At 72.1% G+C, this 18,264-nt stretch carries 14 protein-coding genes; 9 read left to right on the top strand and 5 right to left on the bottom strand.

Features of this window, described 5'->3' with window-relative positions; genetic code table 11:
• The first annotated feature begins 16 nt into the window (after positions 1-16).
• Both FHU40_RS10335 and FHU40_RS10330 read left to right on the top strand, forming a co-directional pair.
• On the top strand, positions 17-802 hold the full coding sequence (locus FHU40_RS10335; protein ID WP_221199551.1) for an ABC transporter permease: 786 nt from the start codon (positions 17-19) through the stop codon (positions 800-802).
• 7 nt (positions 803-809) lie between these two features.
• Positions 810-2,156, top strand: a complete 1,347-nt coding sequence (locus FHU40_RS10330) for a sulfatase family protein (protein ID WP_183592097.1) — start codon at positions 810-812, stop codon at positions 2,154-2,156.
• A gap of 5 nt (positions 2,157-2,161) precedes the next feature.
• On the opposite strand, the gene FHU40_RS10325 is transcribed toward FHU40_RS10330, so the two are convergent.
• The gene (locus FHU40_RS10325) at positions 2,162-3,163 is read right to left on the bottom strand and encodes a substrate-binding domain-containing protein (protein ID WP_183592096.1); all 1,002 of its coding nucleotides are present in this window, start codon (positions 3,161-3,163) and stop codon (positions 2,162-2,164) included.
• Positions 3,164-3,413: 250 nt separating this feature from the next.
• On the opposite strand from FHU40_RS10325, the gene FHU40_RS10320 reads away from it, so the two are divergent.
• The 5 genes from FHU40_RS10320 to FHU40_RS10300 all read left to right on the top strand — a co-directional run bounded on the left by FHU40_RS10320 (position 3,414) and on the right by FHU40_RS10300 (position 8,877).
• Positions 3,414-4,484, top strand: coding sequence for an alcohol dehydrogenase catalytic domain-containing protein (locus FHU40_RS10320; RefSeq protein ID WP_183592095.1), 1,071 nt, complete (start codon positions 3,414-3,416; stop codon positions 4,482-4,484).
• Entirely contained in the window at positions 4,481-5,683 is a 1,203-nt protein-coding gene (locus tag FHU40_RS10315; RefSeq protein ID WP_183592094.1) for an NAD(P)/FAD-dependent oxidoreductase, read from the top strand. The genes FHU40_RS10320 and FHU40_RS10315 overlap by 4 nt, the downstream gene beginning before the upstream one ends.
• 103 nt (positions 5,684-5,786) lie before the next feature.
• Complete coding sequence (locus FHU40_RS29450) at positions 5,787-7,025, top strand: cytochrome P450 (protein ID WP_183592093.1); 1,239 nt, start codon at positions 5,787-5,789, stop codon at positions 7,023-7,025.
• Between the two features lie 53 nt (positions 7,026-7,078).
• Positions 7,079-7,285: a ferredoxin gene (locus FHU40_RS10305; RefSeq protein ID WP_183592092.1), complete on the top strand. Its 207-nt coding sequence runs from the start codon at positions 7,079-7,081 to the stop codon at positions 7,283-7,285.
• 2 nt (positions 7,286-7,287) lie between these two features.
• Positions 7,288-8,877 (top strand): CocE/NonD family hydrolase, encoded by a 1,590-nt coding sequence (locus tag FHU40_RS10300; protein WP_183592091.1) that lies wholly within the window; start codon positions 7,288-7,290, stop codon positions 8,875-8,877.
• Positions 8,878-9,013: 136 nt separating this feature from the next.
• On the opposite strand, the gene FHU40_RS10295 is transcribed toward FHU40_RS10300, so the two are convergent.
• A complete protein-coding gene (locus FHU40_RS10295; protein WP_183592090.1) occupies positions 9,014-10,471 on the bottom strand; it encodes a hypothetical protein in 1,458 nt (485 codons plus the stop codon).
• A 465-nt stretch (positions 10,472-10,936) separates the two neighbouring features.
• Between FHU40_RS10295 and FHU40_RS10290 the strand changes: the two genes are divergently transcribed.
• The gene (locus tag FHU40_RS10290; RefSeq protein WP_343057811.1) at positions 10,937-13,297 is read left to right on the top strand and encodes an arylsulfatase; all 2,361 of its coding nucleotides are present in this window, start codon (positions 10,937-10,939) and stop codon (positions 13,295-13,297) included.
• A 48-nt stretch (positions 13,298-13,345) separates the two neighbouring features.
• Positions 13,346-15,778, top strand: coding sequence for a LuxR C-terminal-related transcriptional regulator (locus FHU40_RS29445; protein ID WP_183592089.1), 2,433 nt, complete (start codon positions 13,346-13,348; stop codon positions 15,776-15,778).
• A 16-nt stretch (positions 15,779-15,794) separates the two neighbouring features.
• On the opposite strand, the gene FHU40_RS10280 is transcribed toward FHU40_RS29445, so the two are convergent.
• The 3 genes from FHU40_RS10280 to FHU40_RS10270 form a co-directional block, all read right to left on the bottom strand.
• Positions 15,795-16,046 carry a hypothetical protein gene (locus tag FHU40_RS10280; protein WP_183592088.1) on the bottom strand — a complete coding sequence of 84 codons (252 nt, stop codon included), beginning with the start codon at positions 16,044-16,046 and terminating at the stop codon, positions 15,795-15,797.
• Entirely contained in the window at positions 16,043-16,210 is a 168-nt protein-coding gene (locus FHU40_RS10275; protein WP_183592087.1) for a hypothetical protein, read from the bottom strand. The genes FHU40_RS10280 and FHU40_RS10275 overlap by 4 nt, the downstream gene beginning before the upstream one ends.
• Before the next feature lie 133 nt (positions 16,211-16,343).
• Positions 16,344-18,011 carry an RNA polymerase sigma factor gene (locus FHU40_RS10270; RefSeq protein ID WP_183592086.1) on the bottom strand — a complete coding sequence of 556 codons (1,668 nt, stop codon included), beginning with the start codon at positions 18,009-18,011 and terminating at the stop codon, positions 16,344-16,346.
• Positions 18,012-18,264: the final 253 nt, after the last annotated feature.

Genomic DNA, 18,264 nt, shown 5'->3' with positions numbered 1-18,264 from the left:
CAGAGGAATGACCACCATGTCTGTGACCGCAACCCGCAACCGAGCCCGCGCGAAGTCCGGCGTTCCGTTCGGGCGCTTGCTCATCCCGTTCGCCGGCGCGGCGCTCGTCATCGCGCTGTGGGAGCTGACCGTGCGCGTGTTCGCGGTGCCGATCTACCTCGTGCCGGCGCCCTCCGACGTATGGACCGCGCTCGTCGAGAACCGGCAGATCCTCATCGACAACCTGTGGCCGACCGCGACCGAGGCGTTCCTCGGCTTCCTGCTCGGCAACGGCGTCGCGATCCTGCTCGCGGTCTGCTTCGTCTACAGCGACCTGGTCTACCGGGCGTTCTATCCCGTGTCGGTCGCGCTGCGGACGATCCCGATCATCGCGGTCGCCCCGGTCTTCGTGATCATGTTCGGCAACGGCATCAGCTCGAAGGTCCTGATCGCCGCCCTGATCTGCTTCTTCCCGACGCTGGTCAACATGGTCGTCGGCCTGAAGTCGGTCGACCCGCAGACCATCGAGCTGATGAAGGTGCTGTCGGCCCGGCCCTGGGAGATCTTCTTCAAGGCCCGCTGGTACGCCGCGCTGCCGTTCCTCTTCTCCTCGCTCGAGATCGCCGCGACGTCGTGCGTCCTGGGCGCGATCGTCGCGGAGTGGATCGGGTCGGAGAAGGGCCTCGGCAACCTGATCATCCAGGCGACCTACGACTTCCGGACGCCGTTCCTGTACGCCGCCATGGCGGTCTCGTCCGCCCTCGCGGTCGCCGGTGTGCTGCTCATCGCCCTGCTCAAGCGGCTCGTCGTGCGGTGGAAGTGACGCCGCGATGAGTACCCGTCGGCGCAATGTGATCCTGATCCTCAGCGATCAGATGCAGTACCGGCGCCAGGGCCGTCTCGACCCCGAGTCGTCGACGCCGCACCTGGACGGCCTGGCCGAGGCAGGTGTGGACTTCTCCCACTGCTTCGTGTCCAACCCTCAGTGCACGCCATCGCGCACGTCGTTGCTCACCGGACTGCATCCGCACGAGGCCGGCGTGATGACCAACTACGGCTTCTTCGACCACGCCGGCCACGTCGACGACACCCACGACACCGTCGGTCAGGCGTTCGCGCGGGCCGGCTACCGCACGGCGTACTTCGGGAAGAGCCATCTCGGCTTCCCGCTCCAGCGCCTGGGGTACGACGTGGTCGAGGACCATGGCGGGGTCGTGGGCGGGCTCGCCGAGGTCGACCGGTCCATCGCCGCGGATGCCTGCGACTTCATCCGCAGCGCCCCTCCGGACCGGCCGTTCTTCCTCACCGTCTCGTTCCACGAGCCGCACCCGCCGTTCGAGCTGGTCCCCGGGTTCGAGCCCGCGCAGGAGTCCTTCGCTCGGCCGGCATCCATGCGGGACCCGCTCGACGGCCGTCCGGAGTTCCAGCTGCGTCGGCAGCGGTCCGACGAGGGCGTGATGACCGAGGGGCGGTACGACGACGAGGTGCGCCGCTACCTGTCGATGATCGCCCACCTGGACTCGCTGGTCGGCGACGTCGTCGCCGGCGTCCGGGAGGCCGGCGCCTGGGACGACACCGTCGTGGCCTTCACCTCCGACCACGGCGACCTGATGGGCGCCCACGGGATGCGTCTCAAGGGCACGCTGCCCTACGACGAGCTGTTCCGGGTCCCGTTGATCGTCAAGGGCGCCGGCTCGCCGGATCTCGGCGTGGTCGACGATCTCGTCAGCAACGTCGCGATCCCGGCCACCCTGCTCGACCTCGCCGGCGTCACTCGCACGGGCGCCTGGCACGCACGCAGTCGGCTGCCGATGCCGTCGCTCGTCGCCGCCGGCTCCGGGGAGGCCGCGCCCGAGATGGTCTTCGCCCAGCACTACGCCGCCTACTGGGGCGTGCATCCATTCCGCCTGGTCCGGACCCGCGAGTGGAAGCTCGTGCAGTACTACGGGCCCGACCGCTCGCTCGAGCTCTACGACCTGCGGTCGGACCCGTCCGAGCAGCGGAACGTCGTCGACGAGCCCGACCACGCGGACGTCGTCGCGTCGCTCGCCGGCGCACTCGACTCCTGGTGGGTCGCGACGGGCGGCCGGGACTTCGACTACTACGAGTCCGAGGGCTTCCGGCGCGCGGGCGCGAGCGATCTCCTCGACGACAACGTGAAGTGGGCGATGACCTGACGGCGTCAGCGCGGCGCACCCGGCGGCGGTCCCGCTGAGTCGCGGACGACCAGCTCCGTCTCGAGGATCTCGACCTCCACGGGCACGTCCTCGGTCAGCATCCGCCGCACCACGGACCCCGCACGCCGTCCCATCTCCAGGGCCGGGATGCGCACGGTGGTGAGCGCGGGCTGGACGATCGTCGAGAAGGACTGGTCGTCGGCGCCGACGACCGACACCTCGGCGGGAACGTCGACGCCCAGGTCGTGCAGGGCGGCGATCGTGCCGAAGGCCTGGGGATCGGATCCGCAGGCGACGGCCGTGATGCCCATGCGCGACCAGGCCAGCCACCGGTCGCGCACCAGCGCCCGGGCCGCCTCGGCGTCGACCGGGGACTCGGCGTGCACGACCTCGCACTCGGGTGACGACGCCCGGACCGTCTCGACGAACGCGTTGCGACGCACGTGGATCGTGCGTGAGCCGCCCTGGAGGTCGAGGTAGGCGAACCGCCGGTGGCCGAGGCCGGTGAGGTAGCGCGCGAGCTCCGCTGCGGATCGGTCCACGTCGACGTTGATACGTGGGTAGTCCGACTCGACCTCGGGAGCGTCGAGGATCAGCACCGGGCACCGGGGTCGTAGCTCGCGGATCCGCTCCGGCTCGACCGTGGAGACGACCAGGGCGTCGGGTCCGAGCGCCAGCATCTGCGAGAGGTTGGCGCGCGCCGCCGAGCTCTGCAGGTCGGTGGCGACCGTGATCACCTGGTAGTCGGGGTTGAGCTCGCGCAGAAGGCCGGTCTGGACGACGGCGAAGAACGGGTTCACGTCGGGCGCGGCGTACCCGATGATCCCCGTGCGTCCGGTCGCGAGGCTGCGGCCGCGGCCGTCGATGCGGTAGCCGAGCTCGTCGGCGGCCGCCAGCACCTTCTCGCGGGTCGCGGCACCGACCCGGCCGGTGTGCTTGCCGTTGAGCACGAGGGAGACGACGGACGTCGACACCTGCGCGGCGTCGGCGACCTCCTTCGCGGTCACCCGCTGCCGTCCCGGACCGCCTGGACTGCTCGCTGCCGACTCCACCCGACCTCCCGTCGTGTCGGGCACATTCTGGCAGAGCGCGCCCGCCCGCGGGGCCGGCGGCGCTCGCTCGGTCGGCCGATCATCAACCGCTTGATGTCTGGCTGTCAAAGTTCATGCACCGCTTGAGTCAAGCGCTTGACTTCGCGGCAATGAGAGACCTAGCCTCGACGGCGTTCTCACCCACCTCTCACGATCGAGGAGACCCATGCGAGCGGCAGTACTGGTCGAGCACGGCAAGCCCCTGCAGGTGCAGGAGGTGCCCGATCCCGTCCTGGACGACGACGGCGTGATCATCCGCGTCGGCGCGACCGGGGTCTGCCGCAGCGATCTGCACGTCGCCCGGGGCGACTGGGCGTGGCTGGGCACCAGCTTCGACCTGCCGCTCATCCCCGGCCACGAGGTCGCCGGGGTCGTCGTGGCGGCCGGCCCGCAGGTGCGTGGCTTCGAGGTCGGCGACCGGGTGATCGTGCCGTTCCACCTCGCCTGTGGTCACTGCGACCAGTGCCGCCAGGGGCGCGGCAACCTGTGCCGGAAGCTCCGGTTCCTCGGGGGCGGGGTGGACGGGAGCTTCGCGGAGCTGATGGCCGTGCCGGTCGCCGACGTCAACTGCATCGCGCTGCCCGACGCCGTCAGCGACGCCACCGGCGCCGCGCTCGGCTGTCGCTACATGACCGCCTACAGCGCGGTGCGGCGCATCGCCGGCGTGCGCGTCGGCGAGTGGGTCGCGGTGTACGGCGCGGCCGGCGGCATCGGCCTCTCCGCGGTCCAGATCGCCGCCGCGTACGGCGGCCGCGTGATCGCGATCGACCGTGGTCGGGAGCGGCTCGAGCTCGCCCGGGACGCGGGCGCCGAGCTGGTCCTCGACTCGGCCGACCTGGGCGACCCGGGCGACCTGGTCGAGGCCGTCGTCGACCTCAGCGGCGGTGGCGTCGCGGTGTCGCTCGACGGGGTCGCGACCGCCGCGACGACCCAGGCCTCGGTGCGCTCCCTCGACGTCGGCGGCCGCCACGTGCAGGTGGGCATGACGGGACCCGCCGACTCCGGGGCGATCGAGGTGCCGGTGGACCTCATCGTCGCGAAGGAGCTGTCCTTCCTCGGCGTGACAGGCAACCCGCACCCGGCGTACGACGAGCTGCTCGCTCTCGTGGCCGCGGGTCGGGGGCGTCCCGAGGAGCTCGTCACCGAGCGGCTCGGACTCGGAGAGCTGCCCGACGCGCTCGGTCGCATGGAGGACTTCCAGGTGTCCGGCTTCGTGCTGGTGGACCCGCAGCAATGAGCCAGGGGTCCAGGATCGCCGTGCTCGGGGCGTCGGTCGCGGGAGTAGCCGCGGCCGAGGCCGTGCGCGGCGCCGGCTTCGAGGGCGAGGTCCACCTCTACGACGCGCAGTCGGTGCGGCCCTACGACCGGCCGCCGCTCTCCAAGGGCCTCCTGAGCGGGACCCAGGAGGTCGACGCGATCGCGCTCAGGTCCGACCAGGACTGGGCCGACCTGGACGTCGACCTGCGCCTGGGGCATGCCGTGCGGGCCGTGGATGCGGACCGGACGGTCACCACCGACGCGGCCACGACGACCTACGACGGCGTGGTGGTGGCCACCGGCACCCGCCCTCGTCGCGCCCCGTTCCACATCAGCCCGGAGGTCCGCAGCCACGTCCTGCAGACGTCCGGCGACGCGCTCCGGCTGCGCGCGGACCTCGGCGACGCGAACGACGTCGTGATCATCGGCGGCGGATTCGTCGGGCTCGAGGTCGCCGCGGCGGTCGTCGCCCTCGGCAAGCGCTGCACGGTCGTCGAGGTGAGCGAGCTGCCCCTCGGGTCGGCCGTGGGAGCCGACGTGGCCGGATTCGTACTCGACCGCCACCGCGCCGCCGGGTGCGAGCTCCGGCTCGGCGCCCGGGTCCGCGACGTCGTGCCCGCGGGCAGAGGCCGCGCCGAGGTCCGGCTGCTCGACGGTGGCGCGGTCGAGGCCGACCTCGTCGTCCTGAGCATCGGCGTCGAGCCCGCCGCCGACCTCCTCGCGGCCACCGGGCTGGACCTGTCCGACGGCGTGGAGGTCGACGGGTACTGCCGGACCGACCTGCCCGGGATCTACGCCTGCGGGGACGTCGCCAGCTCCTACAGCCATCTCTACGGGCGTCGGTTGCGGATCGCGCACTGGACGACCGCGCGCGAGCAGGGCGCGTGTGCGGGTGCGAACCTCGTCGCCGACCTGGCCGGCCACGCCCCGGCCCCGTTCCTCCATGTGCCCTACGTGTGGTCCGACCAGCTGGACCTGAAGATCCAGACCGTAGGTCGCCTCCTCGACGGCGCCACGACCCACGTCGAGCATCGCGACGCCGACTCGATCGTCGTCGCGTTCCGGCTCGGCGACGACCTCGTCGGCGGGGCGACGATCAACCGGGCCCGCGACGCGATGCTGATGCGACGGACCCTGAGCACCGCGCTCGCCGAGTCCTCGAAGCGTGTCGGCGCATGACCGACCGCATGACGGAGACGGAGCCCCGACGACCCGCAGTCGCGGGCACCGCCCCGCCGTCCCGGGCCAGCCACTCGCACGACCTACCGACCGGAGCAACGCCGTGAACCACGCACCGACCACCGACTTCGACCCGACCCGCCCCGAGGTCCTCGGCGACCCCTATCCGCACCTGGACGCGCTGCGGGAGTCGACGCCCGTCGCGTACGCGCCGGCGATGGATCGCTGGCTGATCACCCGCCACGAGGACGTCTTCGCGTGCCAGCGCAACCCCGGTCTCGGTCGTAGCTACCGCCAGCGGTTCACCGACGAGGAGTTCGGCCGGCCGCCCCAGGACCCGCGCTGGCGCAACTTCTGGCAGGCCGAGAAGTGGAGCCTCCTGGAGCTGGAGCCCCCCGCCCACACCCGCATCCGGAGCCTGGTCTCGTCGGCGTTCACGCCGAAGACGGTGCTGGGCCTCCGGGAGCCCGCGGCCAAGCGCTCCGAGGAGCTCCTGGTCGACCTGCGCGAGCGGCCGCAGTTCGACCTGCTGACCGACTACGCGCAGCCCTACTCGGTGTCGATCATCTGCGAGCTCCTGGGCGCCGAGCGGGCCCACGAGGCGATGTTCCTGCACTGGGCGCACGCGATGGTCAAGATGTACGAGGTCAACACCACGCCGGAGGAGGCCGTCGAGGCGGACCGGTCCGCCGGCGACTTCATCCGCGCGGCGCAGGACCTGATCGACCACAAGCGGAGGAACCCGGCCGACGACCTCGTCTCCAGGCTGGTCCAGGCGGACGTCGAGGGCGAGAGACTGACCGACGAGGAGCTCGTCTCCACGATCATCGTGCTCCTCAACGCCGGGCACGAGGCCACGGTCAACACCACCGGCAACGGGATGACGACGATGATCGAGCACCCCGACCAGTGGCGCCTCGTCACGTCGGGAGAGGTGCCCGCGCGCCAGGCGGTCGAGGAGCTGATCCGCTTCGACCCGCCGCTGCAGCTCTTCGAGCGCTGGGTCCTCGACGAGGGCATCGAGGTCGGCGGGGTCGAGCTGCCCTGGGGCTCGCGGATCGCGATGCTCTACGGCGCGGCGAACGGGGACCCGCGCGTCTTCGAGCGGCCGCGCGAGCTCGACATCACCCGCGAGGGCGCGTCGCGGCACGTGAACTTCGGCGGCGGCGTCCACGCCTGTCTGGGCTCCCCGCTGGCGCGTGTCGAGCTGGAGGCCAGCTTCGCGAACCTGGCCCGCCTGGTGCCCGACCTGCAGCTCGCCGAAGCCCCGGAGCGCACCGGCGCCTTCGTGATCTGGGGCTACCGGGCGGTCCCGGTGACCTCTCCCGGGCACGCCGGCTGACCCGTGTCGCTCGGCCGACCACGCACCCCGACTCTCTGCAGCAAGGAAAGAGCATGAGCAACCCCCAGCACCTCGTCGTCGACGTCCCGGCCTGCAAGGGCCATGGGCTGTGCTTCTTCGGCTGGCCGGACCTCTTCGACCTCGATGACGACGGCATCGCCGTACCGCTGCTGGACGAGGTTCCGGAGGGGCAGCTCGACGAGGTCCGCAAGGCCATCGCCGCGTGCCCGGAGCGGGCCATCGCGCTGCGCCCGGCGTGACCGTGCGCAGCCACACGGAGCAGGCGCCGACCCGAGACGGGGTGCGGCTGGCGACCGACGTCCATCTACCGGCTGACGGACCGGGCCCCGAAGGCCTCACCTTCGTGCTCCGCACGCCGTACGGGCGTCGCGGTGGCTTCGACGCGGTGCCCGAGCTCGCGGCGTACCTCACGAGCCTCGGACACGTCCTCGTCTCCCAGGACGTGCGGGGGAAGTTCGACTCCGAGGGCCAGTGCCGCCCCTTCCGGCAGGAGCTCGACGACGGGCGCGACCTGGTCGAGTGGATCGCCGAGCAGCCCTGGTCCGCGGGCCGGCTGGTCCCGACCGGCGAGTCCTACTGCGGCTTCACGGCGCTCACGGCCGCGGCGAGCCGGCATCCGTCGATCGTCGGCGTGATGGCCGGCATGACGACCTCGCGGGTGGTGACGGACTGGCTGTACCGCGACCGCGCCTTCCGGCTCCAGCTCAATGCCGAGTGGATCGCCATGTCGTTCGGCCAGCGCGCACTCCCCGAGACCCTGCCGTGGGCGATCGACGGCTGGGGACGGGTCTCGGACGTCACCGACGTCGACACCCGCGGCGCGGACCTGAGCGCTCTCCGAGAGCTGCGCTCGGTCCCGATCGATCGCGACGGCGACACCGAGCTCGCCGGTGGGCTGACGGACCGGTGCGCCGGTGTGGCCGACGTTCCGATCGTGCTGTGGACCGGCTACTGGGACCCGTTGGCGCGCGGGACGATCGAGGAGTTCAGGTCCGCCGCCGCATTGCGTCCCGGGCAGGCGCACCACCTCGAGCTCGCCCCGACCGATCATCTCGGCAACCCCTGGGAGGCGGCGCTCCGCCGGGCGTCGACCCAGGCCGACCGGGCGAGCTCCCTCGTGGGCTGCTACCGACGCAACCTGCCGCACCTGCTGGCGGCGGTGGACGGCGCGACCGGACGACGGGGTCCGCGGGTCACCTATCAGGACCAACGGGGACAGGCGTTCCAGTCAGCGCACTGGCCACCGGTGCCGGGTGACGTCGCCGTCGCCCGGTTCGACGAGCCGGTCGTGGTGCCCGCGCCGACCGCCTCGGCCGACCTCCCCGGCAGCGGGGAGACCTTCGTCTGGGGCTCGCTCGCGGCCGACTTCCCCGACGAGCGGGCGACCACCGAGCGCGACGACGTCGTCGTCGTGAGGTTCGACGCCGACGAGGTGGCCGGGTCACTGGAGCTCGCCGGCGAGGTCCGGTGGAACGGCGCTGCGCGGATCGTCGCCACCCTGGCTCAGAAGCAGCCGGACGGCCGGATCCTCCGCGTCGCGGAGGGCGTCGCCGCCCGGCCCGTCGGGCAGGACGCCGGATCGGGAGGGCCGGAACCGCTGCTCCTGGATCTCGGCCCGGTCTGCCATCGGGATGCCGGCGGAGCGGGCGGCGACCGCTCGTGGATGCTGATCCTCGCCCAGGAGGCCTACCCCCGCTACCTCCCCGTCGCGCAGGCCGACGCCTGGATCGCGGGGCCCGCGGACCGGCACCTCCCGAGCCCGGCCGAGAGGTCCGACCAGCGGATCGTCCTCACCGACCTCACCCTCCGGACCGTCGGGGGCCTGCCGTAGCGCAGCATCGGGGTCCGGCCAGGCCGGCGACGAGCGATCACGACCCCAGCCCACCGCGGTCGACCGCGATCGGCCCTGCTGGACGTGCCGGCTCGAAGCCGGAGGGCCGGCTCGAGCCCCGACGAACCTAGCTTCGCTAGCGACTCCTGACGGCTTTCTTGACCGTGACGACTGCGCTGCCCTGTGCCGCGGTGGTCAGCGATGTCGGAGCGAGCCGGCCCCGGATCCGGTGCTTGCCGACGCTCGGCCGGGCCGTCAGGCGAACTGAGGCGCGCCCGTCGCGCACCGCCACCGTCCGCAGCTTCTTGCGGCCGTCGTAGAAGGTCACCCGCCCCAGCGCGACGCCGCTGACGACCGCCGTGGCCTGCACCCGGGGCTTGGTCCCGACGACGTAGGTCGTGCGGTTCAACCGCACCCGGAGCTTCGTGGTCACCGGCCGTGGGACGTAGAAGCGAAGGCGGTACCCGAGCCCGGACTCGGTGACGAAATACATCAGGTTCCGCCCCGCCGGGCTGAGGAACTGGGGGTAGCTCGACGAGGTCCAGACCGCGACGGTGCCGGCGGCGGTTCCCGTCGACCGGTAGATCGACGACCGGTCGCCCGCGTAGCGATCGGTCCACCCGCGGAAGTAGAGATGCCCGCGGTGGGTGACCACCGGGGATCGGTTGTAGGTGCTGCTGAGCAGGTTCAGACCCCCGCCGTCGCCGGGCCGGGCCGCCCACAGCTCGAAGTTCTGCGATACCACCGCCCGGTCGGCGAAGGGCTGCGCGATGCCGGTCGCGGTGTTCGTGAGGTCGCCGACCGCGGTCGGGGTCGAACCCGTCGTGCGCCACAGCGTGGTCCGTTGCGCGCCCTGCCGGGTGGCGGTGAAGTAGAGCCGGTCACCGGCGATGCTGAACGACCCGAACGCCGTGTCGCGCGTGCCCGTGGCGAGGTCGGTGAGCCGCCTGGTGCCGTCGGCGGTGCCGTCGGTGACCCACAGCTCCCGGCCGTGGTATCCGTCGTCGGCGACGAAGTAGACGTGTGTCGACGTGGCCATGAACAGCAGCGGCTCGGACGACGCACTGCCGGCCCGGATCTCGGAGAGGCGGCTGGTGCCGGCCGCGGTGAGGTCGGAGCGCCACAGCTCGAAGTCGTTGCCGCCCGTCGAGTTCGCGTAGTACACGACCCCGTCGAGCGCGGCGCCCTGGATCCCGACGTTGTAGAAGGCGCTCTTGCCGCCCAGCTCGCGCAACGACGACTCGGTGTCCCTCATGCCGTACAGGGAGGCGGCATTCACGATGAAGACACCGTCGGTGTCGGCGACCAGGCCGGATCGGAAGTATGGCACCGAGGTGCTCGCCGCCCGAGGCGGCGAGGTGCCGTCGGTGTACCACAGCGTGTACGGGATCGAGCCGGTCAGGAAGTAGAGCCGGTTACGGGTTGCGACCATCTCGGTCGGACCGGCCCCGAACGTCGTGTCCGAGCTGGCGTCACCCGGTGTCAGGTCGGCGAACAGGGTGGTGCCCGCCGCGGTGCCGTCGCTGCGCCACAGCTCTCGCCCGTGGACGTCGTCGTCGGCGAAGAAGTACGTGTAGCCCTGGAACTCGACCATGGACGCGTCCACCACGGAGGTGAAGTACGTGGACGGCGTCAACGTGGTCGTGGCAGCCGACGCGCGAGCCGCGTGCGAGCCGGTGGAACGAGAGGCCCCTGGAACCGCGGCTTCCGCGGTCGGTGCCGCCAGGACGCCCACCAGGACGCCCACGAGGACACCCACCCGGACACCCACCCGAACACCCACCCGAACACCTGGGGCGATCCGGGTGCGCCTGACCAGCGGATGGTGCATCGCGACGTCCTCCCACGGTGGGGTCCGGGATGTCGAGGACGGTAGAGCCCGACGGCGCCGGTTGGGTCCCGTTCGGTGCGACCCGGACCCGACTTCCCCTGTTTGCGGTACCCGATCGGGCCATGGAACGGCGGCCGACCGGCTCGCGTTCCTCACCCGATTCGGGTGTGTCAGGGGCGCGACGCCGGGTCGACGCTGGAAGGCGTCCGGGCGACCGGGACGCCGACGGTGAGGAAGCGGGAGGGCAACGGGATGGGCAACGGGATGAGCAAGGACTTCGCAGGGAAGGTCAGCCTCGACGTGCGCGACTCGGTGGCGGACTGGTCGCCGTACGAGCTCACGCGCGCGCCCGAGGGGGCCCCCAACATCCTGGTGATCCTGTACGACGACACCGGCATGGCGTCGTGGTCGCCGTACGGCGGGCGCATCAACATGCCGACCATGGACCGGCTCGCCGCCAACGGCCTCACCTACACGCAGTGGCACACCACGGCGCTCTGCTCGCCCACGCGCTCGACGTTCCTGACCGGCCGCAACCATCATGCGAACGGCATGGGCAACATCATGGAGGGCACGAACGGGTTCCCCGGCCTCTGCGGGCGCATCCCCGAGGAGTGCGCGACGATCGGACAGGTGCTCCAGCAGAACGGCTACTCGACGTTCTGGATCGGCAAGAACCACAACGTGCCCGAGGAGGACGTCTCGTCGGGCGGCAGCAAGTCGCAGTGGCCGTTGGCGATGGGCTTCGACCGGTTCTACGGCTTCCTCGGCGGTGAGACCAACAACTGGTACCCCGACCTGGTGGAGGACAACCGGTTCATCGAGCAGCCCTACTCGCCGGAGGAGGGCTACCACCTCTCGAAGGACCTCGCCGACCAGGCGATCCGGATGATCCGCGACCAGCAGTCGTCGAACCCGTCGAAGCCCTGGTTCACGTGGTTCTGCCCGGGCGCCAACCACGCCCCGCATCACGCGCCGCAGGAGTACATCGACAAGTACCAGGGGGTCTTCGACGACGGCTACGAGGCCTACCGCGAGTGGATGCTCGCCCGGATGATCGAGCGCGGGATCATGCCCGCGGGCACCGAGCTGACGCCGTTCAACCCGATGCCCGAGGACCAGGCCAACCCCGCCGACTACGTGAAGCCGTGGGACTCGCTCTCCGCAGACGAGAAGCGCCTGTTCAGCCGGATGGCCGAGGTGTTCGCCGGTTTCAGCGAGTACACCGACGCGCAGATCGGCCGGATCGTCGACTACCTCGAGGAGACCGGCCAGCTCGACAACACGCTGGTCTTCTACTGCGCCGACAACGGCGCGTCGGGCGAGGGCTCGCCCGACGGCTCGGTCAACGAGAACAAGTTCTTCAACGGCTTCCCCGACGACCTCGCCGAGAACCTCGCGAAGATCGACGTGCTGGGCTCGCCGGAGACCTACAACCACTACCCGACCGGCTGGGCGGTGGCGTTCTCGACGCCGTTCCAGATGTTCAAGCGCTACTCGCAGTTCTCCGGCGGCACCTGCGACCCGATGGTGATCCACTGGCCGAAGGGGATCGAGGCCCGGGGCGAGATCCGGCACCAGTACCACCACTCGACGGACATCGTGGCGACCATGCTCGACGTGATCGGCCTCGAGATGCCCGAGGTGTTCCGGGGCGTGGCCCAGCGCCCGCTCGACGGTGTGTCGATGCGCTACAGCTTCGACGCCGCGCCCGACGCGCCGACCCGCAAGCAGGTGCAGTACTACGCCATGCTTGGCACCCGCGGCATCTGGAAGGACGGCTGGAAGGCGTCCGCGATCCACGCCCCGCTGAGCGGCCACGGCCGGTTCGACGAGGACCGCTGGGAGCTCTACCACGTCGACGCCGACCGCTCGGAGTCGAACGACGTGGCCGCCGACCACCCGGAGCGGCTGCAGGAGCTCGTCGAGGCCTGGAACGCCGAGGCCGAGCGCAACCACGTGCTGCCGCTCGACGACCGCTCGGCGCGCGACCAGCTGACGATCGAGCGCCCGCAGGCGGAGCCCCCGCGCACCCGGTACGTCTACTACCCCGACACCGGCGCGGTGCCCGAGAGCGTCGCCGTCAGCGTGCGCGGCCGGTCCTTCAAGATCATCGCCGACGTGCGCCTCGACGACGGCGCCCAGGGAGTGCTGTTCGCGCACGGCTCGCGGTTCGGCGGCCACGCGCTGTTCCTCAAGGAGAACAAGCTCCACTACGTCTACAACTTCCTCGGCATCCCGCCCGAGCAGGAGTTCGTCTCCGAGCCGCTCACCGCCGGTCCGCACTCGCTCGGGATGGAGTTCACCCGCGAGAGCGCCGGCGAGCACGGCGAGTCGATCGGCACCTGCCGGCTCTACGTCGACAACCGGGTGGTCGCCGAGGGACCGATGCGGGCCCAGGTCGGCAAGTTCACGCTGTGCGGCGACGGGCTCTGCGTCGGGTTCGACAGCGCCGACGCGGTGAGTCGCCACTACACGAACCCGTTCCCGTTCACGGGTGGGGAGCTGCTCGGCGTCGCCGTCGACGTGAGCGAGGAGAGCTACCTCGACCTCGAGCTCGAGGCGGCGGCGATGCTCGCGCGCGAGTAGCCGCCGACCGCGACCACCCGGCCGATCGGCACGGGTCAGAATGGGGGCGTGACGAGGACCGATACGCCTCTACCCAGGGTGAACGCCGACTTCCTCGTCCGTCCGCGACTGCTGGACATGCTCGACGAGTGGTCGCCGATCTCGCTGATCCTGGCGCCGTCCGGTGCGGGGAAGGCGGTGCTGGCCGTGCAGTGGTCGGTGCACGCCCGTGCGGCGGGCCACGACGTGATCTGGCTCGACGGGGAGGTCGACGACCCGGCCGACGTCGTGGCGGCCCTGGTGCGGTACGCCGGCGTGCCGGCCGGCGTCGACGACGCCGCGACGCTCCGGCGGCTGCGGCGCGACCTGCAGGCGCGTGAGCGCCGGCTCGCGCTGGTCGTCAACAACGCCGAGCCGATCGTCTCCGCCATCGGGGACGAACTGGTCGAGATCGTCCGCGACTGCCGCGAGGTGCACCTGGTGCTCTGCCTGCGGCGCCGCCTCGACCCGGTCGCGAAGGCCCTGCTCGAGACCGAGACGCGCGTCGTCGGGCTGGGTGACCTGCAGTTCACCGTCGAGGAGGTCCGGGCCCTCGCGCAGCAGTTCGACCTCGACCTGCCGGAGGACGAGGCGGACGCGATCCGGGCCTCGGTCGGCGGCTGGGCGGCCCTGGTCCGCACCGGCCTGGAGTCGCTGCCCGATCTCGAGCAGCAGCGGGTGACCGCCTGGTCGCCGCGCCACGTGGCCTGGTTCGTCGGCGCCAACATCGAGCCCGCACTGCCGCCGACGGCGCTCGCCGCCCTGGTCCGCACCGCACTGGTCGAGCAGCCGACGTACGGCGCCGTGCTCGCTGCGACGGGACCGCTCGACGACGTGGCCCGGGCCGCGCTGGAGGACATCGGCATCCTCGACCCGCTGGTCAGCGAGGGCGAGCCGTTGGTGCGGCTCCCGCCGGTGCTGCGCGACTTCTTCGGCAGCCGCTACGACGAGCGCGTGCTCGGACCGGCGGCCGCGGTGCATCAGCAGGTCGCGCGGTACTGGCTGGGGGAGCGCGATCCCCAGCGGGCTCTCCACCAGGCCGTGTCCGGCCGCTGCTGGGCGCTGGCGGTCGAGGTCGTCGAGGACCACTGGTGGGAGATCGCCGACGCCGACCTGCGCGAGGTCCCGGCCAGTGAGGTGCGGGGGCATCCGTCCGCCGAGATCGGCCGGCAGGCGGCGCTGCCCGACGACGCGACCCCGTTGTCGCCCGCGGCCCGGTTGGCGGAGACCGAGCTGCGGTCGGCCGCGATGGACGAGCTCGTCGACCGGGCCGGGGACCCCGAGGTCCTGGCGCTGCTGACGCTGCTGCTGGTCCGCGACCGGCGTCGGGGGGAGCACGAGTCCGCCCTCGATCTCGCGAACCGGGTGGAGGCCGTCCTCGGGTCGCCCGGGGTCGCGGACGGGTCGCCGCCGGTACGCCGCGCGGCACTCGAGGCCGGTCGTGCCCGGCTGATGTCGGGTGAGTTCGGCGCCGCGAGCCGCGTGCTGCTGATCGCCGACGAGGCGGCGGAGGAGCGCGTCCTGAGCGCGGCCGCGAGCGGTGACCGGGACGCGACGAGGCAGTGGCTGCACCGCCACGATCCGGTCGGCGTCGCGGGCCGCATCGCGCTCGCGTTCGACGCGTTGCACGTCCTGGACCGACCGCGGACCAGGGACGCGCTGGACCGGCTGTGGGCGGGGGGCGTCGTGAACGACGACCTCTGGCCGTTCGTCGCCTGGCTCGAGGCCGAGCACGCGCTGCTCTGGAGCGGCCGCAGTCGGCTGCGCGCCGAGCTCGCCGCGCTGCGGGAGGCAGCGCTACGACGGCCGGAGACTCCGTGGCTCCAGGGCCTGCTCGACGCCGCCGAGGTCGACCTGTGCATCTCGCTCGGGCGCACCGCGGTCGCCGACCGGCTGCTCGCCGAGGCCGACCCCGGATCGGTGCCCGCCCTGCTCGCGCGGGCCCGCCTGGAGAGGGTGGCCGGCAAGCCGGACCAGGCGCTCGAGGTACTCGACGCCGTCGCGGCGGCCGGGATGCCGACGACCGCGTTGGAGATCGAGGCGCTGGTGCTGCGTGCCTGGTGCCTCGACGGGTCGGCCGCGGGGGCCGAGGACGCCCTTGCGCGAGCGCTCTACGCCGCGCGGCGCGACCGCATGGTGCTCCCGTTCGCGCACGTGCCGACGTCCCTGCTGGAGCGGCACCGGCGCGCGGTGTCCGGATTGGGGCAGGTCATGGTCCTGCTGCGCGAGGCCGGGGTCCGTGCGCCGTACGACCTCGTCGACGAGCTGCCGGCCATCTCGCCGCGCGAGCTCGCCGTGCTGGAGGCGCTCGCCCGCGGGCTGTCGCTGGAGCAGGTCGGCCGGGAGCTCTTCGTCTCCCGCAACACCGTCAAGACCCAGGTCGCCTCGCTCTACCGCAAGCTGCAGGTCCGAGATCGCACCGAGGCGGTGCGGAAGGCGAGCCGGATCGGCCTGCTCGACTGACGCCGGGTATCCAGGGTCAGAGCCGCTCGTCGAGGTGGTCGAGCAGCAGACGTACGGCGACGGTGAGCGGCTCGTCGTCCAGCGGCTGCGGGGCGTCGAGGAGAAGCCGCTGGAGCAGCCCGCGGAGCTCGACCTCGGAGATCTCGAGCTCGTGCGCCACGTCGCCGTCGGCACCCCGCCCGGTCAGCCGCCGCTCACGGACGTCGAAGGCCAGCCGGCCCCGGCTCAGCTCCTCGATCTGCTCGTCGATCCGGTCGTGCAGGCTCATGGCCGTCTGCTGCGGACGACGTGGAGCGCGGCCTCGAGATCGGTGCGCTTCGGGACCCAGCCGCGGCCGAGCTCGTCGGCCCACAGCGCGAAGACGGCCGCCCGCTCTCCCGGCTCCAGCGACTCGATGATCTCCTGCACGGCCCGGTTGTCCTCTGCTTCCACGGCTGCCTGTCCTCCTGCACGTCAAGCGGCCGACGCCGCCGTGGGGACGGTGCGGCGCCGGCCCGAGAAGGACCCGCGAGCGCGCCGTTGCTTACGGCGTTCGGTGAACCCTGCCGACTGGACTGGACCAGCGTCAGCTCCGGAACTCGAGCTCGTCGTTGTCCGGATTCGGGTCGGCGTTGTCGGCGGCCGAGACCCGGGCGACGACGTCGAGCTCGCCGGCGACGACGAGGTCGATCGCGAAGATGCCCTGCCGTGGCGGTGAGACCGAGATCCGGCAGGTCAGCTCCGAGAGGTCACCGTCGATGTGCCGCTGCACGCACGGCGAGTCCGGCTCCGCCATCGGCAGGTACGACGACTCGTCGTGCACCCAGAAGCTCTCGAGGCGGTGCACGCGGAGCGTGATGACGGTGGGATCCAGCAGCGCCGCGACCGACATCTGCACGTGGTGGTGCGGGCCGTAGTAGGTGTGCGAGCCGGAGCCGATCGCCAGGTCCTCCTGGGTCTTCGGGTCGACCGGGGGCGTCTCCGTCGGGGTCTCGGTCGGCGTCTCCTTGGGCGTCTCCGTCGGGGTCTCGCTCGGCTCCAGGGCGGGCGGCACGACGGGGGGCGACGTCGGCGTGGCGGTCGGCGTCGGGCTCGAGCTCGGCCTGGCGGTCGGGCTCGGTGTCGTGCTGGGCTCCGAGGTCGGCCTCGGGTCCGGGCGGGTCGACGGCGCCGGGGTGCGGGTGGGCACCAGCGCGGGGGCGGTCGCCTCCGCCGGGGGCGGGAAGGTGATCGTCGACTCGGCCGACGCGGACGTCGGCGAGGCGGACGGGGCGCTGGCCTCCGGAGCCGGGACGGTGCCCGCGCTCTGCCCGGGCGGGCCGGCGGAGATCGTGTCGTCCGGCTCGTCGCCCTGCGCGAGCAGCGCGAAGCCGATGCCCGCGAGGGCGGCCACGGCGGCCACCGCACCGGCCACGGCCAGCGACGTGCGCAGGCCGCGGCCCCCGAACAGCCCGACGCCGACGCCGGTGCCCGCACCGGCCGTGGTCCCGACGTACGCCGCCGCCGATGCCCCCAGCAGGGCCGGGGCGAGCACGGCACCCAGGTCGGTGCCGAGCGCGTTGAGCTCGAGGAAGCCCGCCGTGCAGTCGGGGCATCCGGCGAGATGCTCCTCGAGTCGTTGCCGCCGCCGACCGCGCACCCGACCGCGCACGTACGGCGCGAGCTGGTCCCGGAAGGGCCGGCAGGCCTCGTCGCGCACGGCGCCCAGGTGCGCCTCGAGGTAGGCGCTCCGCAGGCCCTCGCGGGACCGGAAGGCCAGGGCCGCGACCGCGTTCGCCTTTAGCCCGAGCAGCCGCCCGACCGTCTCGTGGTCCTCGCCCTCGACGGCCGTGTGCCACAGCACGGCCTGCCACCGTTCGGGCAGTGCCGCGAAGGCGTTCGCGAGGACCACGGACTCCTGGCGCTGCTCCGTCGCGTCGGGCAGCGGGGCGTCGAGCTCGTCGGCGTCCTCGACCCAGGCGTGCCGGCTGTCGCGGCGCACGTGGTTCACGTAGACGTTGTGGACCGTCCGGAGCAGGTAGGGACGGAACGCCACGGACGGGCCACCCCCGGCCCGGATGCTCTCCAGCAGCTTGGCGAACGCCTCGGCGACCAGATCCTCCGCGGTCGTGGGATCGGCCAGTCCACGGGCATACCGGGCCGCCGCGTCGTGGTGCCGCACGTAGAGCTCCGCCACGGCCTCGTCGTCTCCGCTCCGAGCAGCGGAGATCAGGTCGAGGTCACTGGCGGACTCACGTTCCAAGAACGCGGTCATCGGGGTCGATCTCCTCATGGCGCCTGGTGTCGGGGTCATCTACGCCACGGCGCCGTGACGTGGACACAGCCTCCGTCAGCATCCCCCTCGACGAGGGTGCTTGCCCCCGATCGGACCACAGGAGGGCGGGATTCACCCACTGGTTCACCCGCTCGTTCGCGGGTTCGACAGTGACGGTCTAGACCGCATGCTCCCGGGTGTGCGGAAGCCGTAAGGAACCCGTAGATCAGGGGTCTCTAGCAGCGGTCGGACC

This window comes from Nocardioides soli (assembly GCF_014191495.1).
GTDB classification, from domain to species: domain Bacteria; phylum Actinomycetota; class Actinomycetes; order Propionibacteriales; family Nocardioidaceae; genus Nocardioides; species Nocardioides soli.
Note: the sequence above shows the minus strand (reverse complement) of the source record. Positions and strands in the feature narration are given on the sequence as shown.